The 26,140-nt window shown below is 73.7% G+C and carries 27 protein-coding genes and 1 riboswitch; of the genes, 11 read left to right on the forward strand and 16 right to left on the reverse strand.

Annotation, left to right across the window (positions count from 1 at the left end):
• Window positions 1-32: 32 nt before the first annotated feature.
• The 4 genes from ACZ6W9_RS10220 to ACZ6W9_RS10235 all read right to left on the reverse strand — a co-directional run bounded on the left by ACZ6W9_RS10220 (window position 33) and on the right by ACZ6W9_RS10235 (window position 3,117).
• Window positions 33-446 carry an STAS domain-containing protein gene (locus tag ACZ6W9_RS10220; protein WP_389969328.1) on the reverse strand — a complete coding sequence of 138 codons (414 nt, stop codon included), beginning with the start codon at window positions 444-446 and terminating at the stop codon, window positions 33-35.
• Window positions 443-1,756, reverse strand: coding sequence for a PP2C family protein-serine/threonine phosphatase (locus ACZ6W9_RS10225; RefSeq protein ID WP_470117327.1), 1,314 nt, complete (start codon window positions 1,754-1,756; stop codon window positions 443-445). Before ACZ6W9_RS10225 ends, ACZ6W9_RS10220 begins: the two co-directional genes overlap by 4 nt.
• Window positions 1,756-2,529, reverse strand: a complete 774-nt coding sequence (locus ACZ6W9_RS10230; protein WP_470117329.1) for an alpha/beta fold hydrolase — start codon at window positions 2,527-2,529, stop codon at window positions 1,756-1,758. Before ACZ6W9_RS10230 ends, ACZ6W9_RS10225 begins: the two co-directional genes overlap by 1 nt.
• A gap of 102 nt (window positions 2,530-2,631) precedes the next feature.
• Window positions 2,632-3,117: a GNAT family N-acetyltransferase gene (locus ACZ6W9_RS10235; protein ID WP_389969322.1), complete on the reverse strand. Its 486-nt coding sequence runs from the start codon at window positions 3,115-3,117 to the stop codon at window positions 2,632-2,634.
• A gap of 146 nt (window positions 3,118-3,263) precedes the next feature.
• Here ACZ6W9_RS10235 and ACZ6W9_RS10240 point away from each other — a divergent pair, with 146 nt between their 5' ends.
• Window positions 3,264-4,394 (forward strand): hypothetical protein, encoded by a 1,131-nt coding sequence (locus ACZ6W9_RS10240; RefSeq protein ID WP_470117331.1) that lies wholly within the window; start codon window positions 3,264-3,266, stop codon window positions 4,392-4,394.
• Window positions 4,395-4,462: 68 nt separating this feature from the next.
• On the opposite strand, the gene ACZ6W9_RS10245 is transcribed toward ACZ6W9_RS10240, so the two are convergent.
• Window positions 4,463-5,398 (reverse strand): LysR family transcriptional regulator, encoded by a 936-nt coding sequence (locus ACZ6W9_RS10245; RefSeq protein WP_389969318.1) that lies wholly within the window; start codon window positions 5,396-5,398, stop codon window positions 4,463-4,465.
• Between the two features lie 127 nt (window positions 5,399-5,525).
• On the opposite strand from ACZ6W9_RS10245, the gene ACZ6W9_RS10250 reads away from it, so the two are divergent.
• The 4 genes from ACZ6W9_RS10250 to ACZ6W9_RS10265 all read left to right on the forward strand — a co-directional run bounded on the left by ACZ6W9_RS10250 (window position 5,526) and on the right by ACZ6W9_RS10265 (window position 12,176).
• Window positions 5,526-6,788, forward strand: a complete 1,263-nt coding sequence (locus ACZ6W9_RS10250) for an MFS transporter (protein ID WP_470117334.1) — start codon at window positions 5,526-5,528, stop codon at window positions 6,786-6,788.
• 58 nt (window positions 6,789-6,846) lie between these two features.
• A complete protein-coding gene (locus ACZ6W9_RS10255) occupies window positions 6,847-7,488 on the forward strand; it encodes a cysteine hydrolase family protein (RefSeq protein WP_389969314.1) in 642 nt (213 codons plus the stop codon).
• Between the two features lie 127 nt (window positions 7,489-7,615).
• A complete protein-coding gene (locus ACZ6W9_RS10260; protein WP_389969312.1) occupies window positions 7,616-10,789 on the forward strand; it encodes an AfsR/SARP family transcriptional regulator in 3,174 nt (1,057 codons plus the stop codon).
• Window positions 10,790-10,973: 184 nt separating this feature from the next.
• A complete protein-coding gene (locus ACZ6W9_RS10265; protein ID WP_389969310.1) occupies window positions 10,974-12,176 on the forward strand; it encodes a cytochrome P450 in 1,203 nt (400 codons plus the stop codon).
• Window positions 12,177-12,263: 87 nt separating this feature from the next.
• On the opposite strand, the gene ACZ6W9_RS10270 is transcribed toward ACZ6W9_RS10265, so the two are convergent.
• Window positions 12,264-13,013 carry a glycoside hydrolase family 25 protein gene (locus tag ACZ6W9_RS10270; RefSeq protein ID WP_470117337.1) on the reverse strand — a complete coding sequence of 250 codons (750 nt, stop codon included), beginning with the start codon at window positions 13,011-13,013 and terminating at the stop codon, window positions 12,264-12,266.
• Between the two features lie 11 nt (window positions 13,014-13,024).
• Window positions 13,025-13,174: riboswitch (cyclic di-AMP (ydaO/yuaA leader) on the reverse strand.
• Window positions 13,175-13,784: 610 nt separating this feature from the next.
• Here ACZ6W9_RS10270 and ACZ6W9_RS10275 point away from each other — a divergent pair.
• From ACZ6W9_RS10275 to ACZ6W9_RS10295, 5 genes are all read left to right on the forward strand, one after another.
• Window positions 13,785-14,594 (forward strand): hypothetical protein, encoded by an 810-nt coding sequence (locus ACZ6W9_RS10275; RefSeq protein ID WP_470117339.1) that lies wholly within the window; start codon window positions 13,785-13,787, stop codon window positions 14,592-14,594.
• 41 nt (window positions 14,595-14,635) lie between these two features.
• The gene (locus ACZ6W9_RS10280; RefSeq protein WP_389969304.1) at window positions 14,636-15,310 is read left to right on the forward strand and encodes a GNAT family N-acetyltransferase; all 675 of its coding nucleotides are present in this window, start codon (window positions 14,636-14,638) and stop codon (window positions 15,308-15,310) included.
• Between the two features lie 268 nt (window positions 15,311-15,578).
• Window positions 15,579-15,959, forward strand: a complete 381-nt coding sequence (locus ACZ6W9_RS10285) for an ArsR/SmtB family transcription factor (protein WP_389969302.1) — start codon at window positions 15,579-15,581, stop codon at window positions 15,957-15,959.
• Entirely contained in the window at window positions 15,959-17,047 is a 1,089-nt protein-coding gene (arsB, locus tag ACZ6W9_RS10290) for an ACR3 family arsenite efflux transporter (RefSeq protein ID WP_389969300.1), read from the forward strand. Before ACZ6W9_RS10285 ends, arsB begins: the two co-directional genes overlap by 1 nt.
• The gene (locus ACZ6W9_RS10295) at window positions 17,040-17,435 is read left to right on the forward strand and encodes an arsenate reductase ArsC (protein WP_389969299.1); all 396 of its coding nucleotides are present in this window, start codon (window positions 17,040-17,042) and stop codon (window positions 17,433-17,435) included. Before arsB ends, ACZ6W9_RS10295 begins: the two co-directional genes overlap by 8 nt.
• A gap of 57 nt (window positions 17,436-17,492) precedes the next feature.
• On the opposite strand, the gene ACZ6W9_RS10300 is transcribed toward ACZ6W9_RS10295, so the two are convergent.
• The 10 genes from ACZ6W9_RS10300 to ACZ6W9_RS10345 all read right to left on the reverse strand — a co-directional run bounded on the left by ACZ6W9_RS10300 (window position 17,493) and on the right by ACZ6W9_RS10345 (window position 25,705).
• On the reverse strand, window positions 17,493-17,762 hold the full coding sequence (locus ACZ6W9_RS10300) for a hypothetical protein (RefSeq protein ID WP_389969297.1): 270 nt from the start codon (window positions 17,760-17,762) through the stop codon (window positions 17,493-17,495).
• Between the two features lie 484 nt (window positions 17,763-18,246).
• Window positions 18,247-19,500: a M28 family metallopeptidase gene (locus ACZ6W9_RS10305; RefSeq protein WP_389969295.1), complete on the reverse strand. Its 1,254-nt coding sequence runs from the start codon at window positions 19,498-19,500 to the stop codon at window positions 18,247-18,249.
• Window positions 19,497-19,754, reverse strand: a complete 258-nt coding sequence (locus ACZ6W9_RS10310) for a hypothetical protein (RefSeq protein WP_389969293.1) — start codon at window positions 19,752-19,754, stop codon at window positions 19,497-19,499. Before ACZ6W9_RS10310 ends, ACZ6W9_RS10305 begins: the two co-directional genes overlap by 4 nt.
• Before the next feature lie 148 nt (window positions 19,755-19,902).
• Window positions 19,903-20,961, reverse strand: coding sequence for an ArsO family NAD(P)H-dependent flavin-containing monooxygenase (locus tag ACZ6W9_RS10315; protein WP_389969291.1), 1,059 nt, complete (start codon window positions 20,959-20,961; stop codon window positions 19,903-19,905).
• Window positions 20,958-21,359, reverse strand: coding sequence for a metalloregulator ArsR/SmtB family transcription factor (locus ACZ6W9_RS10320; RefSeq protein ID WP_389969289.1), 402 nt, complete (start codon window positions 21,357-21,359; stop codon window positions 20,958-20,960). Before ACZ6W9_RS10320 ends, ACZ6W9_RS10315 begins: the two co-directional genes overlap by 4 nt.
• 32 nt (window positions 21,360-21,391) lie before the next feature.
• Window positions 21,392-22,624, reverse strand: a complete 1,233-nt coding sequence (locus ACZ6W9_RS10325) for an MFS transporter (protein WP_389969287.1) — start codon at window positions 22,622-22,624, stop codon at window positions 21,392-21,394.
• The gene (locus ACZ6W9_RS10330) at window positions 22,621-22,884 is read right to left on the reverse strand and encodes a hypothetical protein (RefSeq protein WP_389969285.1); all 264 of its coding nucleotides are present in this window, start codon (window positions 22,882-22,884) and stop codon (window positions 22,621-22,623) included. The genes ACZ6W9_RS10325 and ACZ6W9_RS10330 overlap by 4 nt, the downstream gene beginning before the upstream one ends.
• Window positions 22,885-22,897: 13 nt before the next feature.
• Window positions 22,898-24,310, reverse strand: a complete 1,413-nt coding sequence (locus tag ACZ6W9_RS10335; protein ID WP_389969283.1) for an FAD-dependent oxidoreductase — start codon at window positions 24,308-24,310, stop codon at window positions 22,898-22,900.
• 26 nt (window positions 24,311-24,336) lie between these two features.
• Window positions 24,337-24,489 (reverse strand): hypothetical protein, encoded by a 153-nt coding sequence (locus ACZ6W9_RS10340; RefSeq protein WP_389969281.1) that lies wholly within the window; start codon window positions 24,487-24,489, stop codon window positions 24,337-24,339.
• 112 nt (window positions 24,490-24,601) lie between these two features.
• Window positions 24,602-25,705: a flavin-containing monooxygenase gene (locus tag ACZ6W9_RS10345; RefSeq protein ID WP_389969279.1), complete on the reverse strand. Its 1,104-nt coding sequence runs from the start codon at window positions 25,703-25,705 to the stop codon at window positions 24,602-24,604.
• A gap of 80 nt (window positions 25,706-25,785) precedes the next feature.
• On the opposite strand from ACZ6W9_RS10345, the gene ACZ6W9_RS10350 reads away from it, so the two are divergent.
• A complete protein-coding gene (locus ACZ6W9_RS10350; RefSeq protein WP_389969277.1) occupies window positions 25,786-26,133 on the forward strand; it encodes an ArsR/SmtB family transcription factor in 348 nt (115 codons plus the stop codon).
• The last annotated feature ends 7 nt before the right edge of the window (window positions 26,134-26,140 follow it).

Here is a 26,140-nt window from a genome sequence, read left to right on the forward strand (position 1 = left end):
CGGTGACCGGGGGCCTCACGCGGGCCTCGCCGTCACGCCTCCGGGGCCGTCCGCGCCACGGCCCCGGGGGGATCGGCCTCGCGGACCGGCGGGCCGGGCGCCGGGGCGGCGGGGACACCGGCCGCTGCGGCGTCCGGATGGACGGTAAGCACCTGGTCGAGGCCGATGACGCCCAGGACGCGCAGAGTGGGGGCGGGGACGGCCGCCAGCGCGACGTCGGCCCCGGCCTCCAGAGCGACGTTGCGGGCGGCCAGGAAGGCGGTGATCCCGGTGGAGTCACAGAACGTCAGCCCGCTCAGGTCGATGACCAGCCGTTGCCCGGGACGCAGGACGAGGCGCGGGAGCACGTCGTGGAACCCGCCGACGGTGGCGAAGTCGAGGTCCCCGGCCACCTCCAGGACCGTCCCGTCCGGGAAGGCGCGGACGCCGACGGTCAGGCCGTTCACGCCGGTTTCCCGGTCACGCCGAGGGCGGGCACGCTGAAGGCCATGGTCGCGGTGTCGTCGTCCAGGCCCTCGCCGAAGCCGTGCAGCAGGGCGGTGACCGCGGTGATCGTGTCCCCGGCCGTCGCGGGGGCAAGCCGGGCGGCGAAGTCGAGCAGCGCTCTGTCGCCGAAGAGGGCCCGGCTGGAGTCGACGTGGGCCTCGGTGAGGCCGTCGGTGTACATCAGCACGGTGTCGCCGGGGGAGAGCACCGTACTGGTGCGGGTGAACGGCGGGCGGGGCAGCACGCCGACGAGCACGCCGCCCGGGGTGGGCAGGTACTCGGCGCCCCCGCCGGCCCGCAGCAGCAACGCCGGGGGGTGCCCCCCGCTGGCCAGGGTGAGGGTGAAGCCCTTCCCCTCCGGTTCGAGGATCCCGAACACGACCGTGCAGAAGCGGGGCTGGCCGGTGTAGCGCTCCAGCAGGACGGTGTTGAGCGTGGTCAGCACCGTGACCGGGTCGGGGTCGTGGACCGCCGCGGCGCGCAGGGAGTATCGGGTCAGCGAGGTCATCGCCGCCGCGGCCGGGCCCTTGCCGCACACGTCGCCGAGGAAGAAGCCCCAGCGCCCGTCGCCCAGGGAGAACAGGTCGTAGAAGTCGCCGCCCAGGCGGTCGGGGGAGGCGGTGTGGTAGTGCGCGGAGGTCTCCAGTCCGGGGATCTCCGGCAGGACGGGGGGAAGCAGGCTGAGCTGGAGGGTCGCGAGGACGCTCTGGAGCCGCTCGCGTTCCCGTTCGGCCCGGAGACGGGCCTCCTCGGCCTCCCGCTGGGCCTGCTCCGCCTCCCGGCGGGCCTTCTCGGCCTCCTTGCGGGCCCGTAGCAGCTCGGTCTCGTAGGCGCGACGGTCGCGGGCGTCGAAGACGCTGGTGCGGATCAGCAGGGGCTGACCGTCGATGCCGGTCTTGACGGTGGAGGTGACGAGGACCGGCAGGCGGGAGCCGTCGGCGGCCTTGAGGTCGAAGGCGATGCCGCTGATCTCCCCCCGCATGCGCAGCAGGGGGGCGTAGTGGGTCTCGTGATAGAGCCTGCCGCCGACGGTGAGCAGATCGGTGAAGCTCATGCGGCCCACCACCTGCTCGCGGGTGTATCCGAGCCAGGCCAGCAGGGTTTCGTTGATCTTGGCTATCTTCCCGTCCAGGAGAGTGGAGAGATAGCCGCACGGAGCGTTCTCGTACAGGTCCACGGCGCTGTCCTCCAGGAGGGCCGTGAAGGCCGCGTCCTGTGTCAGGCTACCGTCGCCGCCGTTCTGCTCCGGTTCCTGCTCGGTCCGGGACATCACCGGGCGGCCCCGGCGAAGGAGAGGATGGCCTGGGCCGTCGCCTCGGGGGCGCTCAGCTGCGGGCAGTGGCCGGTGGCGTCGAGGGTGACCAGCGTGCTGCCGGGGATCGCCGCGTGGACGTAGGCGCCGACCTCGCGCGGGGCGATGAAGTCCTGCGCGCACTCCAGGATCAGGGTCGGTACGGTGACAGCCGCCAGGTCGGCGCGGTTGTCGGACAGGAACGTGGCGTGGGCGAAGACGCGGGCGATGTCGGGGTCGGTGGCGCAGAAGCTGCCGGTCAGTTCCCGGCCCAGCTCCGGGCGGTCGGGGTTTCCCATGATCAGCGGAGCCATCGTCGCCGACCAGCCCAGGTAGTTGGCGTCCAGGGACTCCAGCAACTCCTCGATGTCGGCCTTGCTGAACCCGCCGCGGTAGTCGCCGTCGTCGATGTAACGGGGGGAGGGGGTGACCAGGACGAGGCGGGCGAAGCGGCCGGGCTCCCGCGCCGCGGCCAGCACGCCGACCATCGCGCTGACCGAGTGACCCACGAACGTCACGTCCCGCAGGTCCAGCTCCCGGCAGATCTCCACGACGTCGCGGGCGTAACCGTCCAGCGACGCGTACCGCTCCTCGTGCCACGCCGACAGGTCGGAGCGGCCCGCCCCCACGTAGTCGAACAGCACCACCTCGAAGTGCTCGGCGAGGGCGGGCACGACCAGCCGCCACATGTTCTGGTCGCAGCCGAACCCGTGCGCCAGCATGACCGTCGGCGCGCCTCTCCGGCCGGTCACCGTCACATTGTTCCGTTTCGCAACGTTCACACCGCCCATCCTCTCACCGCGCCACGGCTTCTCCGCGGGACGCGGTGAGACCGGGACGCGGTGAGACCGGGGTCAGCGGGGCAGGTCGAGGCCGTAGGCCAGCAGCGTGAGGGAGGGGACGGGCCGCCAGTCGCGTTCGGGGAGGCGGCGGAAGCCCTCCGAGAGGTACAGCCGCCGGGCGGTCGTCATCGCCGGTTGCGTCGACAGCAGCAGGAGCCCGACGCCCCGGCGGACCGCGAGGTCGGTGGCGGCCCGCACCAGCGCGCGGCCGACGCCCCGCCCGCGGGCGTCCGGCGCCACGGCCAGCGCCCTGATCTCACCTTCTCCGGGGTCGCGCGCCACCTCGCTGCCCTCGTGCCGGGGCTCGAACATGACCGTGCCCAGCAGCCGATTTTCCTCCACCGCGACCAGCACCTCGCCGGGGCCGTCGGCGCCCAGGACGCGCAGGGTGGCGGCGTAGCCGGGGCTGGCGTCCAGCAGTCCCTGCGCGTCGTAGGCGGCGACCCGGAGCTCTCCGGCGCTCTTCATCTCCTCGGGGCGGACATCGCGCACGATCATGCGGACATCCAACCACCACGCCCCACCGGCCGCGCGGCCGGACGGATGGTCTCAGGGACGCGCCCGGCGGGCGAGCACCACGACACGCCCATGAACGAATTACTGTTTTTTTATTTCTGGAAATTGGAAAAGGCTACGCTCGTCCGGTGGTCAAGGACGCGGGCGGGGTGACGGCATGCAGGCACTGCGGTGCGCCGATCGAGCAGCGCCCCGGGCGGGGCCGCCCCCGGGCCTACTGCCCGCAGGGGAGCTGCCAGGCGATGGCCAAACGGGAGCGGGAGCTGAAGCGGGCCGCGCCGGGCCTGGAGGGCGCGCTGGCTCGGGCCGAGGAGCTGTACGACCGCATGGAGAAGGGCATGGCGGCGGCGATCGCCCCGCTGGCCCAGGCCCTGTCCGACGAGCTGAGCCCGGCCGGGGTGGAGGCCAGGCTCAGCGCCGTGCAGGCCGAGGCGCACACCCGGGTGGCGCTCGCCCACGCCGAGCGCGAGCAGGCGCTGGAGCAGGTACGGCTGGCCCGCGAGGCCGCCGGTCACGCCCGGCGCGAGCGCGACGCCATGGTGCGGCAGGTGGAGGAGGCCAACGCCGAGCGGGACACCGCGCTGGCCGACGCCGAGACCGCCCGGGAGCAGGCCCTGGCCGCGCTGCACGAGGCCGCCGCCACCGAACGCCTGGCCAGGAACGCCGAGCAGCAGGCCAGGCGGCGGGCCGAGCGGGCCGAGGCCGCCATGGACACGGGCGTGCGGGAGATGGCGGAGCGGGTGGAGGCGGCCGAGACCGCGGCCCGGCAGGCGCAGGCGGGCGCCGCGCACGAGCGGGAGCTGGCCGGGCGGGCGCACGCCGAGCGCGACCTGGCCCGGCGGGCGGCGGAGGAGGCGCAGGAGGCGCGGGCCGCGGCCGAACGGGCCGTCGCCGCCGCCGAGGCCCGCGCCCGGATGCTGGAGGCGGAGCGGGACCGGGCGCTGGCCCGCGCCGACGAGGAGGCGCGGGCGCGGGCCAAGGCCCAGGCCGAGGCGTCCGAGGCCAGGATCCGGACGACCCGCGCGGAACGCCGGGCGGCCGACGCCGAGAAGCGGGCGACGCGCCGGGTGGCCGAGGCCGGCGACCGGGCCGCGGACGAGGTCGCCCAGGCCCGCGCGGAGCGGGACGAGGCCCGCACCCGGCTGGCCCTGGAGCAGATGAGGACCGCGGACCTGCGCGAGCGGATCGAGGCGTTGCAGGCCGAGGCCGCGGCGCTGCGGGAGCGGGCGGTCACCGCCGAACTGCGCGCCGCCGGATAGCGACGGGACGGCGGGCGGCGGTGGGATGGCGGCCGGGGTTCCGGAGACTCCGGTCCCCGGGGCGGCGCTCAGCGCGGGATCGCCCAGTCCGGCGCCCAGGTCCCGGCGGCGCCGTGGCCGGCCGCCGTGGCCGCGAGGTGGGCGCGGAGGACGGCCAGCGCGGGGTGTGGGTTGTCGCGGTGCCACAGGAGCGAGTGCGGGTAGACGGGCGTGGGATCGGTCACCGGGATCCGGCGCAGGCCGTGGCCGGCGGGCCAGACGAGGCGGGTCTGCCCGCCCATGAAGGTGGCCAGGGCCGGGGTGTCGGCGATGGTGTCGAGGAGCGCGTCGGAGCCGAAGTTGGGGCCGGTCACCTCGATGGTGAGGCCGAACTCGGCGACGAGGTCGTCGTAGTAGGCGGCCCACTCGGTGCCGGGGACGACGCCGGGCATCCAGATCCGGTGCCCGGCGAGCCGGGCGAGGGGCACCGACCGGGCGGCCGCCAGCGCGTGGCCGGGGCCGACGAGGAGCTGGAGCGGCTCGTCGATCACCCGGACGGACTCGACGCCCTCGGGAAGGGGCCGGCCGGGCGCGGCGACGGCGCGGAAGGACGCGTCGATCGCACCGGACCGGATGGCGGCGACGGCCCTCTCGATGTCGAACAGCATCACCACGTCGAGTTCGATCTCGGGGTGCGCGCGGTGGAAGCCGCGCATCAGGCCCGACTGCGCGCTGCGTGAGGTGATCACGTCGACGCGCAGCGGACGGCTGCCGGCGCGCACCGACGCGACCGCGCGCTCGGCGGCGCGCAGCAGCTCCCGGGCGTGGGGCAGGAACGCCTGCCCGTCGATGGTGAGCTCGGCGCCGCGCGGCGTGCGGGTGAACAGCCGCACGCCGAGGTCGCGTTCCAGCGCGGCGATGCGCTTGGAGACGGCCTGCTGGGTGACCGCCAGTTCGGCGGCGGCCTCCTGGAACTGCCCCGCGTCGGCGGCGGCGACGAAGGTCCGGACGGTGTCGAGATCCATGCGCACACCCTAGGGACACAACCACCGGTTGTGTCCAGGTGGCCTTCCGGTTGTTTGATCCCAGGAAAGATGCTCGCTTTGATGCTTCTCGATCACGGATCGGTTGTACGGATGAGAGGCGTCGGGCATGCGGGACGGGCATCGGCTGGGGCGGCGGTTCGGGTGGCTCTGGGGAGCGTACGGGACCAGTGCCCTCGGCACGTGGCTCGCCTTCGGCGCGTTCCCGCTGATCGCGGTCCAGGTGCTGCACGCCGGACCGGCGGAGGTGGCGGCGCTGTCCTCCGCGGGGGCGGCGGCGGGCGCGGCCGTGGCGGTGCCGCTCGGCCCGTGGGTGGAGTTCCGCCGCAAACGGCCGGTGCTGATCGGGATGGACCTGCTCCGGTTCACGGCGCTGCTGACGATCCCCGCCGCCTTCGCGTTCGGCGTGCTCTCCTTCGTCCAGCTCCTGCTGGTCTCGGTCGTCGTCACCGCGGCCGACATCATCTTCCGCGCCGCCTCCGGCGCGTACCTGAAGACGCTGCTGCCGGCGGGGGACCTGCTCGTCGCCAACGCTCGGTTCGAGGCCACGTCCTGGACGGCCACGATCATCGGGCCGCCGCTGGGCGGGGCCGCGATCGGGCTTCTCGGCCCGGTGGCGACGGTGACGGCCGACGCGGCCAGCTATCTGCTCTCGGCCCTGGGCATCCGTGCGATCGGCGGTCACGAGCCGCCGCCCGAACGCCGGGAGGCCACGCGCATGCGGGCCGGGGACCTGCTCGACGGCTGGCGGTACATCCTCGCCGACCCGGCACTGCGCCCGCTGTTCCTCAACACCGCCCTGTTCAACGGCCTGGTGATGGCCATCGACGCGCTGCTCGCCGTCCTGATGCTCGGCGAGCTCGGGTTCGCGCCCTGGCAGTACGGCCTCGCCTTCGCCGCGCCCGCGATCGGCGGGCTGCTCGGCTCGCGACTGGCCCGTCCCCTCGTCACCCGGTTCGGACGGCACCGCGTCCTGGTCGTGACCGGGGCGCTGCGTGCACTCTGGCCCGTCTGCCTGGCCTTCACGGGGCCGGGCACCGGGGGGCTGCTGCTGGTGATGGGCGTCGAACTCGGGCTCATCCTCTGCTGCGGGGTCTTCAACCCCGTTCACGCCGCCTACCGTCTGGAGCGCACCGCGACCGGCCGGGTCACCCGCGTGCTGTCCGCCTGGACGGTGACGACCAGGGTCTCGACCGCCCTCCTGACGGCCGTCTGGGGAGTGCTGGGCGGCCTGCTCGGCCCGCGCACGGCCATCGGCCTGGCCGGCGTGCTCCTGCTGGCGACCCCGCTGCTGCTTCCCCGCCGCGCCGCGGCGCCCCTCACCGAACCGGAGCCGGAGCCGGAACAGGAGCCGGAGCCGGATCACGCCTGATCGGCCCTGGCGCGCGACCCCGCGCGCCAGGGTGTCCCTCATCATCCAAGGAGAGAGAATGACCGTCACGACCCCGGCCCTGGACCCCCGTACGGCCGCGCTGCTCGTCCTGGACTGCCAGCGGGGAATCCTGGCCTCGCTCCCGGGCGATCCGGAGGCTCTGCCGTCACGGGTGGCCGGCGCCGTCGCCGACATGCGGGCGCACGGCGCCGTCATCGCCCACGTGCGAGTCGGATTCACCGAAGCCGACTGGGCGGCGGTCCCGCCCGCCAACAGGACCTTCTCCCTCATCGCGCAACAGCGCCTCATGCACCACGAGGAACCCGGCACCGCCTTCCACGACCGGCTCACCCCCGCGCCCGGTGACATCACCGTCCGTAAGACCCGCTACGGCGCGCTGTCCACGACGGACCTGGACCGGCGGCTGCGGGAGCGCGGAATAACCACTCTGGTCATCGCCGGCGTCGCCACCGGCGGCGCCGTGCTGTCCACCGTCGCCGACGCCGCCGACCGCGACTACCGGCTCCACGTCCTCTCCGACGGCGTCGCCGACCCGGACCCTGAGACCCACCGGACCCTGATGACCGGCGTCCTCCCGAGAATGGCCCACATCATCGACACCGCCGGGCTGCGTTCGCTCCTGCGGGAGAACCGGCCCGGCCGGGCGGGGACGGGCGGGGCGGGGACCGGCGGGACATGACCATCGACGATCGGCGGCCGTCAGCGGCCGGACCACCGGCGGCCCTCACCGGGCCGTGTCCGCCTCACCCCCGGGGACCGGTTCCGGAGTCCGGGGACGGTCGCCGGTGTGCGGGACAATCACCGGTGTGCGAGTCGGGCTGCTGGGACCGTTCGAGGTCCGGAACGGTGACGGGGCCGTGGTGGAGGTCCCCGGGGTCCGGCTGCGCGCGCTGCTGGCCGTACTCGCCCTCGAACCGGGCCGGGCCGTCACGCGGGCGAGGCTGGTCGACTGGATCTGGGGGCGGCGGCCGCCCGCGGACGAGGCGAACGCCCTGCAGGCACTGGTGTCCAGGCTGCGCAGGGCGCTGCCGGACGGTGCGATCGAGGCGGACTCCGGCGGGTACCGGCTGGTCGTCGACCCCGACGCCGTGGACGTGTGCCGGTTCGAGCACCTGACCGGCCTGGCCCGCGCCGCCGGGCCCGCGGCGCGGGCGGAGCTGCTGCGCTCGGCCCTCGCGCTGTGGCGCGGCACGGCCATGGCGGACATCGCGCCGCGCGACAGCGACGCGTTCGACGCCGCGGTCGCGCGCCTGGAGGAGCTCCGTGTCACCGCGCTGGGGGACCGGGTGGAGGCGGACCTCCGCCTCGGCCGCGGTCCGGAGCTGGTCTCCGAGCTGACCGGGCTGGTCGCCGCGTATCCGCTGCGGGAGGGGTTCGCAGCGGCCCTGATGCGGGCGCTCGCCGAGGCGGGGCGCACGGCCGAGGCGCTGGCCGTGTACCGGCGGACACGCGAGCGGCTCGCCGAGGAGCTGGGCGCCGACCCGTCGGCCGGACTCTCCGCCCTGCACGTCGCGCTGCTCCGCGGCGAGCCGGGCGAGCCGGGCGGGCGTACGGAGAACCGCGGGACGAACCTGCGCGCCGAGCTGACGAGTTTCGTCGGCAGGGACGACGACGTCTCCGCGGTCGCCGCCCTCGTCCGCGGGCACCGGCTGGTCACCCTGACGGGGCCGGGCGGCTCCGGCAAGACCAGGCTGGCCACGGAGACCGCCCGGACGATGCTCGCCGGGCTGCCGGACGGGGCGTGGCTGGTCGAGCTGGCCCCGGTGCGGGCGGACGGCGACCTCGCGCAGGCCGCGCTCACCGCGATCGGCCTGCGCGACCAGGGCCTGCTCGGCGGCGCGCGGGGCGGGGAACCGGCGGACCGGCTCGCCGCCGCGCTCCGCGAGCGCGCGACCCTGCTGATTCTCGACAACTGCGAGCACGTGATCGAGGCCGCCGCGGCCTTCGCGGACCGGCTCCTGGGCGAATGCCGGAGGCTGCGGATCCTCGCCACGAGCAGGGAACCGCTCGGCATCATCGGGGAGGTGCTGTGGCAGGTCGGACCGCTCGCGTCGCCCGCCGAGGGAGCGGACCCCTCCGAGGCCGGGTCCTCGCCCGCGGTGCGGCTGCTGCGGGACCGTGCGGGTCTGGTGCGCCAGGACATCGGCACGGGTGCGGGCACCCTGTCGGCCATGGCGCGGATCTGCCGGGCTCTCGACGGGATGCCGCTGGCGATCGAACTGGCCGCGGCGCGGCTGCGCACCATGTCCGTCGACCAGCTGGCGCACCGGCTCGACGACCGGTTCCGCCTGCTGAACGGCGGCAGCCGTACGGCGCTTCCCCGGCACAGGACGCTGCGCGCGGTCGTGGACTGGAGCTGGGATCTGCTGACCGAGGCCGAACGCCGCGTGCTGCGGCGGCTCTCGGTGTTCTCCGGCGGGGCGAGCCTGGAGGCGGCCGAACGGGTGTGCGGGGACGGCGCGTCCGGCGGGGAGCAGGTGTTCGACCTGCTGACCGCGCTGGCCGAGAAGTCGCTGCTGATCGCCGGCGGCGACGGCGCGCCGCGCTACCGGATGCTCGACACCATCGGGGAGTACGCGGCGCACCGGCTCGCCGAAGCCGGGGAGATCGAGCGGGCGCACCGGGCGCACCTCGCCCACTTCACCGAACTGGCCGAGACGGCCGAGCCGCATCTGCGCCGGGCCGGGCAGCTGGAGTGGCTGGCCGTGTTGAGAGCCGAGCACGACAACATCGGCGCGGCCCTGCGCCGGGCGATCGCCGCCGGATGGGCAGGGGAGGCGATGCGGCTGGTCACCGCGGTGGGCTGGTACTGGTTCCTCAGCGGGTACCGGACCGAGGGCGCCGAGTTGAGCGTCGCGGCGGCCTCACTGCCCGACGAGGCGCCCGGTGAGGTGCCCGACGAGGTGCGGGCGATGGCGTACCTCCTGGTGACGGTGTTCGCGACCTCCGGGCCCGGCCGCGACCAGTACCGGGCACGGGAGTGGATCCTGCGGGCGCACCGGCTCACCCGGCGCGGCGGGCACAGTAACCCGCTGCTGGGGTTCGTCGCGCCGCTGGAGCGGATGCTGCGGGAGCCGGCGGAGTTCCTGCCCGCGTTCGAGCCGCTCATCGCCGACGACGATCCGTGGGTGCGCGCGCAGGCCAGGCTCACGCGCGGCCGGCTGCGGCTCACCCACGGCGGCGACGAGACCGGCGTGGACGCCGACGCCGGGATCGCCCTCGCCGAGTTCCGCGCGCTGGGAGAACGGTCGGGGATCTCGCTGGCGCTGGCCTTCCTGGCCGACCGGCTCGCCATGCGCGGTGAGTTCGCGCGCGCGTGCGAGCACTACGAGGAGGCCGTCGTGGCGCTGACCGAGGTCGGCGCGGCCGAGGACGTGGTCGGCCTGCGGGCGCGACAGGCCCAGCTGTACTGGCTGCTGGGCGATGAGCGGGCCTGCGCCTCCGCCATGGCCGAGGCGCAGCGGTGCGCGGACGGGATCGCCTGGCCGGACGCGTACGTGCTCGCCGAGCTGGCGCTTTCGAAGGCGCAACTGGCGCGCTGGCGCGGCGAGCCGGACCAGGCGCGCCGGCACCTGGCCGCGGCCCGGGCGACGCTGAGCGAGGAGGGGGAACCGGACGTCTGGCTCCGCGTCAGGGCCTCTGACCTGTACGGCTACCTCGCCGATGACCTCGACGAGGCCCGCGCGCACCGCAGCGAGGCGCTCCGCGCGGCCGTGGAGACGGCATATCCGCAGGCGATCGCCGGGGTGCTGGTCGGGATCGCGGATCTCGCGCTGCGCCGGGGGGACCACGAGCGGGCCGCGCGGCTGCTCGCGGCGAGCGACGCCGTGCGCGGCACCCCGGATCTCTCGCAGCCGGACGTCTCCAGGATCGCCGGGGAGGCACGGAGCCGCCTCGGCGGGACCGCGTTCGCCGAGGCGATCCGCGACGGGCGGCGGCGCGACTGGCACGAGCTGGCCGAGACCGCCCTCGGCCCGTGAGCGTCGCGCGCCGGTCGGCGGCGCGGACGCCGCCGGGGTCCCTGCGGCGACCGGGTCCGGCGCGGGGCGGCGCCGGCGGGCGTGTCAGCGGCCGTGTCAGTACGGCGACGGCCCGGTGTCAGCGCGGCGGGCGATGGTGGACGCCGTTGAGACCCGGCCCTGAAGGCCGACGAGAGGAACCACCATGGAACACACCGTCACCGGGCTGCCCGCCGAGCGCCGGCCCGGCTGTCCCTTCGACCCGCCGTCGGAGCTGGTCGAGGCGCGCGAGCAGGGCCCCATCAGCCGCTACGTCTTCCCCGACGGGCACCGGGGCTGGCTGGTCACCGGGTACGACCTGGTCCGGTCGGTCCTGGCCGACCCGCGGTTCAGCTCGCGCAAGGAGTTCATGCTCCATCACCCGTACATCGACTACAGCGGCGTGGAGACCGTCCCTCCGGCGGGACCGGGCGAGTTCATCCTCATGGACGACCCGCGGCACAGCCGGTACCGCAAACCGCTGATGGGGAAGTTCACCGTACGGCGGATGCGCCTGCTCACCGAGCGGATCGAGCAGATCACCGCCGAGCACCTAGACGCCATGGAGAAGACCGGGCCGCCGGCGGACCTGGTGACCGCGTTCGCCAAGCCGATCCCCGCCGTCGTGATCTGCGAGCTGCTGGGCGTGCCGTACGAGGACCGGGGTTCCTTCCAGGAGAACATCGACAAGTTCCTCAACGGGGAGACGAGCGACGAGGACCTGTTCGCGGCCTACACCGCGACCCAGGGCTACCTCGCGGAGCTGGTGGCCTCCAAGCGCGCCGCCCCGACCGACGACGTGCTCAGCGACCTCACCGACGGCGACCTGACCGACGAGGAGCTGAGGGGGATGAGCCTGATCCTGCTGGCGGCCGGGCTCGACACCACCGCGAACATGCTGGCGCTGGGCACCTTCGCGCTGCTGCGCGAGCCGGAGCAGCTCGCCGCGTGGCGCGCCGATCCGGCGCTCACCGACGGGGCCGTGGAGGAGCTGCTGCGGTATCTGACCGTCGCCAAGATGTTCATGAGGACGGCGCTGGAGGACGTCGAGCTGGGCGGCCGGATCATCGAGGCCGGTACGACGGTCGTCCTGTCGAACCACGCCGCCAACCGCGACCCCGAGCGCTTCACCGACCCCCACGTGCTCGACCTGCGCAGGCGGGAGGGCGGGCACGTGGCCTTCGGCCACGGCGTCCACCAGTGCCTGGGGCAGCAGCTGGCCCGGGTCGAGATGCGGGTCGCGTTCCCCGCGCTGCTGGACCGCTTCCCCTCGTTGCGCCTGGCCGTACCGGCGGAGGAGGTCGCGCTGCGCCCGGAGGTGGCGGACATCTTCGGGGTGAAGAGCCTCCCGGTCACCTGGGACGCCTGACCGCCGAGGGCGGGCGTGGCGGTGTCCGTCCCACCCGGTGGTCCGGGTGGGACGGACACCGGGCCGGCCGGCGCCCCGGCCCGCCGGTCACGCCGACCGGCGGCCCAGGGCGCGGAGCTGGTCCGGGCTCAGCGCGGAGACGTTCTGGTCGATGGGCGAGTCCGAGTACTGGTGGATCGTCCACGCCTTCCAGCCGGCCGGGGGCGTCACGGCGCCCTTCTCCCGGCCGTAGGCGGCCACCCACAGCGGGTACTGCTCCAACCCCGCGCCGTAGGTCTCGGCGAAGTTCAGGCCGCTGTAGAACATCGGCGTGACGCCGGTCCTGGCCTTCACGTGTGCCAGCCACGCCTTGGCCCAGGCGTTGACCTGCTCGACGGAGCGGTCGTCGGTGGCCTCCAGGTCCAGGACGAGCAGGTCGCCACGCCTGGCGGGCTGCGCGTCCACGACGGACAGGAAGTGCTCGGCCTCGGCGATCGGGTCGTTGCCCGGGTGGCCGAAGTGGTAGGCCCCGCGCACGATGCCCTTCTTGTCCAGCTCCCTCCAGTGCCTGGCGAAGGAGCGGTCGCGGAACGTCGTGCCCTCGGTGGCCTTGATGATGCCGAACTGGGCGGAGCTGACGCTCCAGTCGTAGGCGGGCTGGTAGTTGGAGACGTCCAGTCCGTAGGTGAGCGGGCCCGCCTCCTGCTGGGAGACGCGCTGGGCGGCCGCGATGTGCCCGGCGGGCGAGGCGGAGGCCGTGACGGGGGCGATGCCGCCGAGGGCGGCGCCGGTCAGGACCGTGCCCGCGAGGGCCAGGCCGAGACGGTTTCCGAGCGTGCTGATCCGGGGGTTGCGCATGGGGTGTCGGCTCCTTGCTTCCATGTCGCCTACCGGGTTAGCTGTCGGGTTCGGGCATGGAAGTGCCCTACGGACGCATCGATGGGAGATCGTCCGATTCACCCCGGAAAAGGTGGGTCCCCGGTTCCGCTGGGAAGGCGCGGATTCGGCGTCCGCACACCGTCGGCGGGCATTGCCACGGAAACGGCGTCGGGTCCGGTCGATGGAGCGGCTCTCGTGCCGCTGGGGCGGCTTTCGCGCCGCGATGACAAAAGGTATGCGTTGCCCCACGGAAAGGGCAAGTGACCTGCGGCGGAGCGGATCGCGCCGGTGATCCGGAGGGTGTCGGACCACCCTGCCCGCAGGGGATCGGGGCCCATGGTAAAAATTGACGCCTCACCGCCCCGGACCGGGCGGGAACCGGGCCGCCCGCCGTGGCGACCGGACTTCCCGGCGGTCGCCACGGCGGCCGCATCTCGGCCATACGTCCGGTCTGTAGGGATTCGTGGTGTCCCCTTGGTAACAGCTCCGTAAGAGCGCGCCGTTACCTGACGCGTACGGACCGTGATGTTCGGCAGGCTGGGGGGAGATCGGATCCGGCGACGGGGAGGCGAGATGCAGGATGATCATGGTCCGGCCCGCGGGCGCGGTTCCGGTGCGGGCCCCCGCGGTCGCATGCCGTACGGCGGGCCCCCGGGCGGCCCGCCCGGGTCCGCCGCGTCCCCGTCCCGTCCGCCGGTCCGCCCCGAGGCCCGGTACGACGGTCCGGCGCAGAGCCCCGGAGACCCGTTCATGCACGGCTCGCTGGTGGACGCCGGCATCGCCCTCGCCGGTCGGCCGCGCCACCCGGCCGGGGAACGGCCGCGTTCCTGGACGGGTCCGCGTCTCCGGCGCGACCGGCTGCTGCGCCCGGCGCTGATCGGCGCCTTCCTGGCGGCCGCCGGGCTCGGCGTCTGGACCTCCGGCCGGTCCCCGCTGGACGACCGGCCCTCCGCCGTGGCGGCCCCGCTGCCCGCGCCGTCGCTCGCCCCGCACGGCACCGCGGTCGTCCACCCGCCGCAGGCCGCCCGCACGCCCTCCGCCGAACCCGGCAGGGTCATGGTCGTCCGCGAGCTGAAACCACGCCTGGTGCGGCCCCGGGCCGACGCGGCGGACACCCCGGACGGCCGCGCCCCGGGGGAGGAGCGGCGGCACGCCGCGGCACGCCGTACGCCGGAGGCCGCTACGCGGACGGAAGCGGGAACGGAGGCGGGGGCCGGGGCCGGAGGCGGCGGGCCGGGCCACCGGGAGACACGGGGCCTCTCGCGCCCGCCGCACGCCCCGCACGACCGCGGGCACGGGCACGGGCACGGCCCGGGGGCGCCCGCCCCCGAGGCCGGACCGCGGGGCCGGGCCGACGGTGGCGCCCCCGGTGCCCCGGCCCGTGACGCCCGTGACGCCCGGGACACCTCCGCCGGTCCCGGCGGCCACGACGGCTCCGGCGGCGTGGGGCTCCGGTTCGACACCGCCTACGCCTGCCGCGACTTCCGGCCGGACGACTGGCGCCACGACTTCTGCGTCCGGGCGTGGAACGACTACCGCAGAAGCAACGACCTTCCCTAACCTGGGGGCCGCGCCCACCCGCGAGTGAAGGAGCACCGGTAATGGCGCACGATGAGATCACCGGCCGCCGCTCCGTGCCGGCCCAGGACGCCGCCGGTCGGACGGCCGACGGCCACGAGCAGGATGCCTTCGGGCGGGGCCGCTCCGGCGCGGCCGGCCATGAGGAACCCGGCGCGCGACCGGCGACCGCCCAGGCCGCCGGGCCCGACGCTCCGCCGGGGGTGGAGATCCGGCCGATGCGCCGACGCGACGCCGAACAGGTGCTGGCCATCTATCAGGCCGGGCTGGACACCGGCCAGGCCAGCTTCGAGACCCTCGCCCCGAGCTGGGAGGGCTTCACCGCGGCCAGGTTGCCGCACCTGCGCCACGTGGCCTGCGACACCGGCACCGGCCAGGTGCTCGGCTGGGTGGCCGCCTCGGCGGTCTCGGCCCGCCCCGTCTACGCCGGGGTGGTCGAGCACGGCGTCTACGTCCACCCGGGCTGCCAGGCCCAGGGCATCGGCCGGGCTCTGCTGGCGGCGTTCGTCTCCGCCAGCCAGGACGCCGGCGTCTGGACGATCCAGTCCGGCGTCTTCCCCGAGAACGCCGCCAGCCTGGCCCTGCACCGGGCGCTCGGTTTCCGGGTGGTCGGCATCCGCGAGCGGATCGGCCGCCACCACGGCGTCTGGCGGGACGTGGTGATGATCGAGCGCCGCAGCACCTCGACCGGAACCTGAATCGCCGCCCGGGAACATCGGCTGCCGGGCGATGGTCGCACAACCCGCGGCCGGTGTGCCCGGTGTCCCGGGCCTCACCTTTCGCCTTCGTGGAACACCGTTCGTCTGGGGCCGCGTTGCGCTTTTCGCCGAGAGGTGACACGCACACGTGATGGCTGAGGGCCTCGCTGTTGCGAACTCCGTCGCGACTCCTCCGATCTCCCCCTGAAATCGATGTATGTCAATATAGAGAAGTATCGATTTCGATGAATGTCTATATGGAGGACGTGTGGAACCTCTGGAACTCCTGGAGTGCAGCCCGCCGCTGACCCGCGAGCCGCTGGACGCCGGGCAGGCGGCCGGGGTGGCGCGCGTGTTCAAGGCGCTGGGCGACCCGGTACGGCTGCGCATCCTGTCGATCGTGGCCAGCCGCGCCGGCGGCGAAGCGTGCGTGTGCGACATCACCGACGCCTTCGAGCTGTCCCAGCCGACCATCAGCCACCACCTCAAGGTGCTCAAGGAGGTGGGGCTGCTGACCTCTGAGCGGCGCGCCTCCTGGGTGTACTACCGGCTGGTGTCCGAGACGCTGGGCGAGCTGTCGGCGCTGCTGACCCTGCCCGCCAATGAGCCCGCCGGCGTGACGGCCGCTGCAGCGGCGGTGCCGCGGTGATGTCGGCTCAACCCGCACAGGCCACCGCGCCGCCAGCCGGGGTGATCGGCGCTCTGTCGGTGCTGGATCGGTTCCTGCCGGTGTGGATCATCGCGGCCATGGGCGCAGGGCTGCTGCTCGGGCGTCTGGTGCCCGGCCTGGACACCGCGCTGGACACCGTCAAGATCGGTGAGATCTCGCTGCCGATCGCGCTCGGCCTGCTGCTGATGATGTATCCGGTGTTGGCCAAGGTCCGCTACGACCGGCTCGGCACCGTCACCGGCGACCGCCGCCTGCTCCTCTCCTCCCTGCTGCTCAACTGGGTGCTCGGCCCGGCGCTGATGTTCGCGCTGGCCTGGATCTTCCTGCCGGACCTGCCCGAGTACCGCACCGGCCTGATCATCGTCGGGCTCGCCCGCTGCATCGCCATGGTGCTCATCTGGAACGACCTGGCCTGCGGCAACCGGGAGGCCGCCACGGTGCTGGTCACGCTCAACTCCATCTTCCAGGTGGTCGCCTTCGGCGCGCTGGGCTGGTTCTACCTGCAGGTGCTGCCTGGCCGGCTCGGCCTGACGCAGGCCGCACTCGACGTCTCGGCCTTCGACATCGCCTTTTACGTGCTGGTCTTCCTGGGCATCCCGCTGGCCGCCGGCTACGCCTCGCGCAAGCTCGGAGAGCGCGCCCGGGGCCGAGACTGGTACGAGCAGCGCTTCCTGCCGCGCGTCGGCCCGATCGCCCTGTACGGGCTACTGTTCACCATCGTCATCCTGTTCGCCCTGCAAGGCCACACCATCACCTCCCAGCCCGGCGACGTGGCCCGCATCGCACTGCCGCTGCTGGCCTACTTCGCCCTCATGTGGGGCGGCGGCTTCGCGGTCGGCAAGGCGATCGGCCTGCCGTACGACAAGACGACCACGCTCGCCTTCACCGCCGCCGGCAACAACTTCGAGCTGGCCATCGCGGTTGCGGTCGGGGTCTTCGGCGTCACCTCCGGCCAGGCCCTGGCCGGAGTGGTCGGCCCGCTCATCGAGGTCCCCGTCCTGGTCGCCCTGGTCTACGTCAGCCTGGCCGGCCGCCGCCTGTTCAGCAAGGAGCCCGTAGGTGCCTGACAAGCCGAGCGTCCTGTTCGTCTGCGTGCACAACGCCGGCCGATCCCAGATGGCCGCCGGATGGCTCGTCCACCTGGCCGCAGGCCGCATCGAGGTCCGCTCCGCAGGATCGGCCCCCGCCGATCAGGTCAACCCCGTCGCCATCGAGGCGATGCGCGAGGTGGGCATCGACATCACCACCGCCCAGCCCAAGATCCTCACCGTCGACGCGGTCGAGGCGTCCGACGTGGTCATCACCATGGGCTGCGGCGACGCCTGCCCGATCTTCCCCGGCAAGCGGTATGAGGACTGGAAGCTCGACGACCCCGCCGGGCAGGACATCGAGGCCGTCCGCGAGATCCGTGACGACATCCGCGCCCGGATCGAGAAGCTGATCACGCAGCTGTAGCCGCATCACATCAGGGCGGCGTGTGACGTCCGGTCCCGCGCCGCCGGATGGCTGCCGTCAGGTGATGCCTCGGGCGATCTCCCGGACCACCTCACGCCCCGTCGGGGCGACCGCCTCCTGCATCACAAGCAGCAGATCCATCTCAAGGTTCGGGTTGCGCCGCGCCACCTCGGCAGCCAGTTCCTTGAGGTAGTCCCGCGCCGCAACCCGGGCGATCTCCTGCATGAGGACCAGCAGATCCACCTCCAGCTTCGGATGGCGACGGACCAGGTCAGCCGCCAGCTCGGCGACGGTTTGCCGCGCCACCTGGGCCGCGGCCTGTTCCATCGACGCCCCTGGCCCCGAATGGCCGTCGATGCGGGGCCGGCCCGCCGGGGTGGCCCCGGACGATCGGCCCTGGCATCACTTCGGTCTGCGCCTGGCCCCTGATCTGGCTAGTCACCCTCGGTTGCCGCTGTGCTGAGGAGCAGTTCCCGTACGCCCTGCGGGCCGCCTGACGGCGTGCTCGCCTTCATGAGAAAGAACGTCATGCAGATTCTCGACCTGCTCACCGGCCCCCTGCAGGTGGCCTCCGCCGCGGCCGGCCTGTACGCCGCCTCACGCTGGCGCGCCGCCAGCTGACCCGTCGCGTAGAAGGCGAGCCCGCCGAACCGCCTGTCGAGACGCCGCCAGCGACGGTGCCTTCGTCCGCCCAGTCCTCGTCCTTCCCGCAGCCGACGCTCGGATCGCCGCTGGAGTCGTCCGCCACGTCGCCGGAGGCCGACGCACGTCCATGACGATCCCGCTCACACCACGGCACCGCGCACGCCCGTCACAGTGCTGAGACGATCGAGGGCGCCAGGAGCCACACGGTGGCCACCAACAGCCGAGCCGCTGCCACCAGGGTGTCCGGCTGGACGCGGTCGGGGGTTTCGGCGGGGGTCTGGTAGCCGGGCATGCCCATGCCGATGCCGATCGCGGCCAGTCCGGCGGCGGCGTAGCGGCGGTTGTCAGACGCCATCGCGCCGGCCCGCAAGGGCACGTCAACCAGGCGGGCGGCCTGGTCGAGGGTGGCCAGCAGGGCGTGGGCGGGTCCGCCGGCCTCGACGGAGGCGGCCTGGTGCAGGTGCGCGGCGCCGTCGAGGTTGATCACCAGCGTGCCGGACGGCAGGGCGGGCGCGTGGCGGGCCGAGCCCCATGCCCCGCTCTCCTCGGCGTCCAGGAAGGCCACCGACAGATCGGCCCGGAGGGCCGGGGCGGCCGTCAGGACGCGGGCGGCCTCCAGAACGGCGGACACGCCAGAGGCGTTGTCGGCGGCCGCGGGCAGCCGTACGCCGGGATCGTCGCCCACGCCGTCGTAGTGCGCGGTCAGCAGTACCCGCGTCCCGCTCCCCGCGCCCCCGGCGCGGGAGGAGGCGGGGAAGCGGGCGCAGACGTTGCGGCCGTCCGCAGCGACCTGCCGCAGCGGCATCGACCCGGTCACCTGCACCGGCCCGACCGCCAGGGCGTCGGCCAGGCGGGCGTGCAGGTCGGTGCGCAGAGCGATGATCGGGACGGCGCGAGGGGCCGGTCCGGCGATCATCTTGGGCATCCACCCCTCGGCGTCGGTGCCGCGCGCGGCCAGTACTCCGGCCGCGCCGTGGGCCTCGGCTCGTTCGCACGCCTGCGCCCAGTCTCCGGCCTCGGCCAGCACCCATCGGCCGCGCAGGTCGGCATCGGAGGTGGCGGCCAGCGGCGCGGTGTGCGGATGCGGCGAGTCGGCGGAGGCGAGGTGCTCGACGAAGTCCCGGCGGTGTTCCAGGCGCAGCGCCTGATCGCCTGCGCTCCATTCGAGCACCGGGGTGGCGTACAGCTCCCGTACGTCGGCGACGGGGAAGGAGTCGAGTTCGACCTTCGCGCCCAGCTCGCGTAGCCGCTCGGCGAGCCATGCGGCGGCGGCGCCGCCTCCGGGCGTGCCCACGCGCCGACCCGCGTAGTGGTCGCGGGCCAGCTCGTGCACCGTGGCCAGCATCCGCGCCGCCGACACCCGCTCCACGACGGCGGCCAGGCCGGGCGCCTGAGGGAGGTCCGGCGTGGTGGAGGTCATCCGCAGCAGCCGGTGGAGGCTGCCTCGGCGGCCGGAGCGGCGGTTGGGGCCTGACCGCAGCAGCCGGCCTGGGCGGTCTGCTGGGCGACGGCCGTGCTGCCGCAGCAGGCGGTGGCGGCTGCCTCTGCCTGCTGGGCCGTGTCACTGGCCGGGGAGGCGGAGGAGGGGGTTCCGCAGCAGCCGCCGGCGGCGGGCGGTGCGAAAGCCTCTGCCAGGTCGCTGGTGAAGCCGCCGCTGGTCTGGTTCGTCGTCATGGTGGTTGCCCTTCTGCCGGTGCGAGGTCGAGACCATCAACACTTAGATGTATGTCGAATCAGGAGCCACGATCTCACGCTGCTTAGATGTTCGTCAAGATAGACGTAAGTCGAATCAAGGGTGTGAATGACACCGAAGTGCGTGCGCCTAAAGCTGGGCGATGACCTCTGCGGCCAGCTGGCGGGCGGTGCGGCCGGCGCCGATAAGAGTGGCCGAGGCGGGGCCGGTCCAGTCGCCATAGCCGAGCAGGTGCAGGCGTGGCTCGGCCAGGGCGCGGGTGCCGTCGGTGCCGATCACGCCGCCGGGGCCGCGCAGCCGCAACGGGGCCAGGTGGGCCAGGGCGGGCCGGAAGCCCGTACACCACACGATCACGTCGCATGCCGTCGTGCTGCCGTCGGCCCACGCCACCCCGCCGGGAGTGATGCGGGAGAACATGGGCTCGGCCTTGAGTGCGCCCCGGTCGCGGGCCTCGCGCACGGGCGTGACGGCGACGATGTCGCCCAGGTCGGCGATGCTGTCGGCGTTCTGTCCGGTCAGGGCGGCCTGGTGGCGGCGGGTGGCCAGGTCGAACAGGGCGCGGCCGTCGATCTCGTCAGGGAGCACCCGGGGCGGGCGCAGTGTCGCCCAGGTGGTCTGGGCGACCTGGGAGAGTTCGGCGAGGATCTGGGCGGCGGAGTTGCCGCCCCCGACGACCAGTACGCACTTGCCGCGGAACGGCTCAGGTCCGCGGTAGCCGGCGGTGTGCAGCTGCTCGCCGCCGAAGTCACGGATGCCGGGGTAGTGAGGGACGTAGGGACGCCACCAAGTGCCGGTGGCGCTGACGACGATGCGGGCGTGCCAGGTGCCGGCGCTGCTGTCCACGGCGAGACGGTCGCCGGCACGTCGCACGGCCTGCACGACGGCCGGGCGGACGATCGGCAGCCGGTAGCGCTGCTCGTAGTCGGTGAGGTAGGCGACGACGTGGGCGGCGTCCGGATAGCCGCCGTCGTCCGGAATCGGCATCATCCGGCCGGGCAGGGAGCTGTACTGCGCGGGCGAGAACAGCCGCAGGGACGGCCAGGCGTGCAGCCAGGCACCCCCCGGGGCCTGCCCGGCGTCCAGGATGACGAAGTCGACACCTGCACGCCGCAGGTAATAGCCCATGGCCAGGCCCGCCTGCCCGCCGCCGATCACCAGGACGTCGACGGACCCAGGGGCGGCCGTCATGCCGGAAGCAGCTCCAGCTCAGTGCGACCCGCCGCGGGCTGGGGGTCGGGTCCAGGAGCAGAATCGGTGAGCGGGGCGAACAGCGCGCCCAGCTTGTTCACCGTCTCGGGGATGATGCGGTAGTAGACCCAGGTGCCGCGGCGTTCGCCGTCGATCAGCCCGGCGGTGCGCAGCACCTTCAGGTGGTGGGAGATGGTGGGTGCGGTCAGGTCGAACACGCCGGTGAGATCGCACACGCACGCCTCGCCGCCGGCATGCGAGCCGATCATCGACAGCAGGCGCAGCCGTACCGGGTCGGCGACGGCCTTGAGCAGCGTGGCCAGCTCGACGGCGTCGGCCTCGCCGAGCGGCTCTCGGGCGATCGGCGCGCAGCACGGGGTGGTGGAGAGGGCGGCCATGACGCGACTCCTTAATTCGATGCCGGTCTAAATTATAGGCGGTGGTAGGCGAGCAGCGCGAACGCCGCGATCGCGCAGGCCACGGCCACCGCGCTCATCACCCAGCCATAACCTGCGGTTTGGGCGAGCGCGACCGCGCCGAGGGGAGCCAGGGCCTTGTCTGCGACGGAGAAGAGCGCGATCCGCCCTGACAGGCTGGCGTAGGCGGCGGTGCCGTACCGCTGCACGAGCAGGTGCGGCAGCGTGATGGAGCCGATGCCGAAGCCGAGCCCGAAGAGCAGGACGCAGCCGATCACGCCCGCGACGCTCGCTCCCAGGACCGGCAGGAGCAGCGCCGCGACGCCTTGCAGCGTATAGATCGCGGCGGCGATGAGAGCGGCGGGCAGGCGGGTCTGCAGGCCGGTGGTGACCAGCCGCCCGGTGACCGACAGGACGCCGAGCAGTCCGGCGAGAGTGGCGGCCAGGACCGGGCTGTGGCCGAGATGGATGAGGTAGGTGATCAGCACGACGGCGATGACGGCGACCGCGCCGCCGCTGGCGGTGAAGGCGATCACCAGCAGCCGGAACGGACGGCGGCGCACGGCTGCCCTGAGGAGGTCGGCGCGTTCCCCGGCGGCCTCGGAGGTGCGAGCGTGAGCCGGGCGGCGGCGGATCACCAGCGCGTGCAGCGGGACCGCCGCCAGGCCGTAGACGAGACCGAGGACCACGAGGGCCTGGCGCCAGCCGTAGGCGTCGACCAGCAGGCCGGTGAGAGGGATGAAGATCGAGGAGGCGAACCCGGCGACGATGGTGAGCGCCAGGATGCCTCGCGCACGGCCTCGCGCGTCGGCGCCGTACCAGGCGATGATGACGGCGAACGCGGCCTCGTACAGCACCGTCGAGCAGGCGATGCCGATGGCGGCGAAGACCAGGTAGAGCTGCCACAGCGCGGTGACCTGCGACCAGGTCAGCACCGCCCCGGCGCCGAGCAGCGAACCGAGCGTCATCAGGGCGCGCCCGCCGTGGGCGTCCAGCCACCGCCCGGCGAGCGGGGCACAGACGGCGGTGATCAGCACGGATACCGTCAGCGCGGCGGCGACCTGGGCGGTGCCGGTGTGCAGGTCGTGGGCCATCGGGGAGAGGAAGACGGAGAAGGCGTAGTAGAGCACGCCGTAGCCGATGGTCTGGGTGACGGCCAGCGCGGCGACGATCCGACGGCCATGTCCGCAACGCGGAGGACCGCCGCCCTCCTGTTGGAGGGCGGCGGTCTCGGCGGGGGAACTCATGCGGGGCAGGCGATCAGTGCGCGGCCCTCAGCCGTGGTCGCCCAGTCGCCCGCAAGGGTTTCGGCGATGAAGCCCTGGGCCCGCAGCCGCCAGGCGAGCGTTCCCGCCATCCGGGCGATCGCCGGGCCGTAGCCGGGGTTGGTGCTGGGCTTGCGGGCGGCGACCAGGGCGTCGCCCAGCCGGTGGGCGGGCATCGGCTCGTGGTCGCAGATGAGGCGCAGCGCTTCCTTCTGGGCGGCGGTGGGGTAGCCGTCAGACATCAGGTGCTTCCTTTCAGCCGCAGCAGCTGCCGCCGGACTCCGCCGGAGCTCCGACGGTGGCCGGCGGGAGCGGAGACGCCAGCAGGCCGCCGCTGATGCCGGTGGCCAGGCCGACGCGCTGCTCCTGGGCCTCGGCCAGGCCGGAGGAGCACACGCCGGTCTCGGGGAGGTCGAGCTGCACGTCCCGGGCCGCCTGCCAGTCTCCGGCCAGCGCGGCGACCACGGAGCGGACCTGCTCATAGCCGGTGGCCATCAGGAACGTCGGGGCGCGGCCGTAACTCTTGACGCCGACCGCGTAGTAGCCGGGCTCGGGATGAGCGAGTTCGTCCACGCCGTGCGCCGGGACGGTGCCGCAGGAGTGCTGGTTGGGGTCGATCAGCGGGGCCAGGGCACGGGGGGAGCCGAGCACCGGGTCCAGGTCCAGGCGCAGTTCGGAGGCGATGGAGTGGTCGGGGCGGTAGCCGGTCGCGCTCACGACCTGGTCCACGGTGACGCTCTGCTCGCGGCCGGAAGGGTCGCGGCTGACCACCTCGACGCCCCGGCCGGTGGCGTTGACGCGGTGGGTTAAGAAGCCGGTCAGCAGCGTGATGCGGCCGGATTCGACGTGGGCGCGCAGCCGGGTGCCGAGCGCGCCGCGGGCCGGGAGCGCGTCGGCGTCGCCGCCGCCGTAGGTGCGGGTGGCGCTGCCGCCGCGGATCGCCCAGGTGATCGGCGTGCCCGGCAGCTCGGCCAGTGCGAGCAGGGTGGTGGCGGCCGAATGGCCGGCCCCCACGACCAGGGTGTGCCTGCCCTGGTAGCGGTCGTGGTCGGCGCCGAGCACGTCGGGAAGGGCGTGGTCGACGAACACCTCGTGCTCGCCGTGGGCGGGCAGGCCGCTGGCGCCCAGCACGTTCGGGCTGGTGTAGGTGCCGGAGGCGTCGATGATCGCGCGGGCGGTCAGTTCGGTGCCGTCGGCCAGGCGGATGAGGAACGGCACCTGCTCGCGGCCTGCCGTGCGCACGCGGTCGTAGCCGAGGCGGCTGATCGCGCTCACCTTCGCGCCCAGGCGGACCCGGTCGCCGAACAGCTTGGCCAGCGGGGTGAGGTAGTCATCGATCAGCTCGGCGCCGGTCGGCAGCCAGTCGGGGTCGGGCGCGCTCCAGCCGCCGGCTTCCAGCAGGCGGCGGGCTGCGGCGTCGATGTTGTACTTCCACGGGCTGAACACCCGCACGTGTCCCCACTGCGCGATCGACGCGGCGACCTGCTCACCGGCTTCCAGGAGGAGGAAGTCGATGCCGCGCTCGGCCAGGTGGGCGGCGGCGGCCAGTCCGACCGGCCCGGCGCCGATCACGACGACCGGCAAGCCGGTCACCCCCGGGGCGGTCTGCTGGGGAGTGGTGAACTGCTCGATCTCGATCGCGGTGGTGCCGCAGCAACTGTCGCTCATGACGGCTCTCCAGGTGGGCGCGTGGGCTAGCGGAAGGACGGGAACATGGCGTAGAGGCGGGCGCGCTCGATGGCGGCATCGGCGCGGCAGTCAAGGTCGCACACCCGCGAGGTGGCCTTGTCGACGGTGAAGCCGGTCCAGTCGGTGGACGGGCGGCGTCGGGTGAACAGAGCGCGCATCACGCACCCCTTTGGATAGAAGTTTATCTAAGCAGGAGTCATCATGCGTCACTGCTTAGATGAAAGTCAAATCAGCCTGTGGTCGAGGCGGGACAGGAGTACCTGGGCAGCCTCAGGATTGCCGGCCGGCGCGCCGGGGAGCGCCGCGCAGGTGACGGGCGAGCATCCCCACTACGTGCGCGGCGTCCGCGCCGACGCCGCGCAGGGTGTTGGAGGAGGGGGTGCGCTGCCACTCCAGGCCCAGGTAGCCCAGGCCGGGATGGGTCAGCGACAGGCCGCGGCGCTGGCGCGGGTGACCACCGTCGTCCAGTGCGCCCAGGTCGGTGAGATAGGGCAGGTTCGGCCGATAGCCGGTGGCCAGCAGCACCGCATCGACGCGCTCACGCCCGCCATCGGGCCAGACCGCGTGATCGCCCTCCAGACGGGCGAACATCGCCCTGCGCGTGTAGCGGCCCTTGCGCAGCGCCCGGCGGTAGCGGCCGTCATCGAGCACCGGCGAGGCGGGCGGGGCCTCGGCGCGGGCCAGCGGCAGCCGGTCGAACCCGGTCAGGCGGAACCAGAAGTGCAGGTCACGTCCCAGCGGGCGCTGGTCCACGAACCGGATCGGCTCCCGGCTGGCCAGCGTCACCCGGCGCTCGGCGGCCAGTTCGTAGGCGACCTGGACCGCCGAGTTGCCCGCCCCCACCACGATGATGTGCTCACCGGGCAGCGAGGCCGGTGCGCGGTAGTCGGCGACGTGCGGCACCGGGCCGGTGAAGGTGTCCAGGCCGGCCAACGCGGGCCGGTGTGGGCGGCCGAAGGAACCGCTGGCCGCGATGACGGCAGGAGCGGTCAGCTCCTGCCCGTCGGCCAGGCGAACGAGGAAGCCGCTCACGCCGGGCTCGCCGACGAGGTGGACGGCCTGGACGCGGGCGCCGGTGCGCAGCTCGGCGCCGCGCTCGATCAGGGCGGCGGCATACCGCTCCAGGTAGGTGACGACCTCGTCGCGGTGCGGGTAGCGCTCGGGGTCGCCGCCGAAGGCCATGCCGGGCAGGCTGCTGTAGCGGGCGGGCGAGAACAGGGCCAGGTTGTCGTAGTAGCGCGGCCAGGATCCGGCGGCCCGATCGGAGGCTTCCAGCAGTAGGGGCCGTAGTCCCTGATCCAGGGCGGCGTGCGCGGCGGCCAGGCCGGACTGTCCGGCTCCGACGATCACGATGTTGTCGTTGTCGATGGGCATGCCGCAGAACGTACCGTCATTTTCTAATATGTCAATAAGTTGGTATGAGGGTAGGGTGCAGTGAAAAGGAGGGAGCAGGCATGGCCGAGACCGCAACGCCATCAGCCACACCGAAGGACGGTGCGGAGAGTGCCACGTGCGCGCCGCAACTACCGCAGGCCGCCCAGGACTTCCTCAAGGCCCTGGCCAACCCCGGACGCCAGCAGATCATGCTGCTGTTCGCCCAAGGCGCCGAGCTGTCGGTCAACCAGGTCGCCGAACGCGCCGGCATCAGCCAGTCCGCCGCCTCCCAGCAGCTCGCCCTGCTGCGCCGCGGCGGCATCGTCACCTCCCGCCGCGACGGCAAGGAAGTGCTCTACCGAGGCGACCGCGACGGTGTCGCCCGCATCCTCGCCGACCTGCAGAACTACCTGAAGTTCTGCTGCTGACCGCCCG

The sequence above is a fragment of the Streptosporangium sp. NPDC053982 genome, from assembly GCF_055585205.1.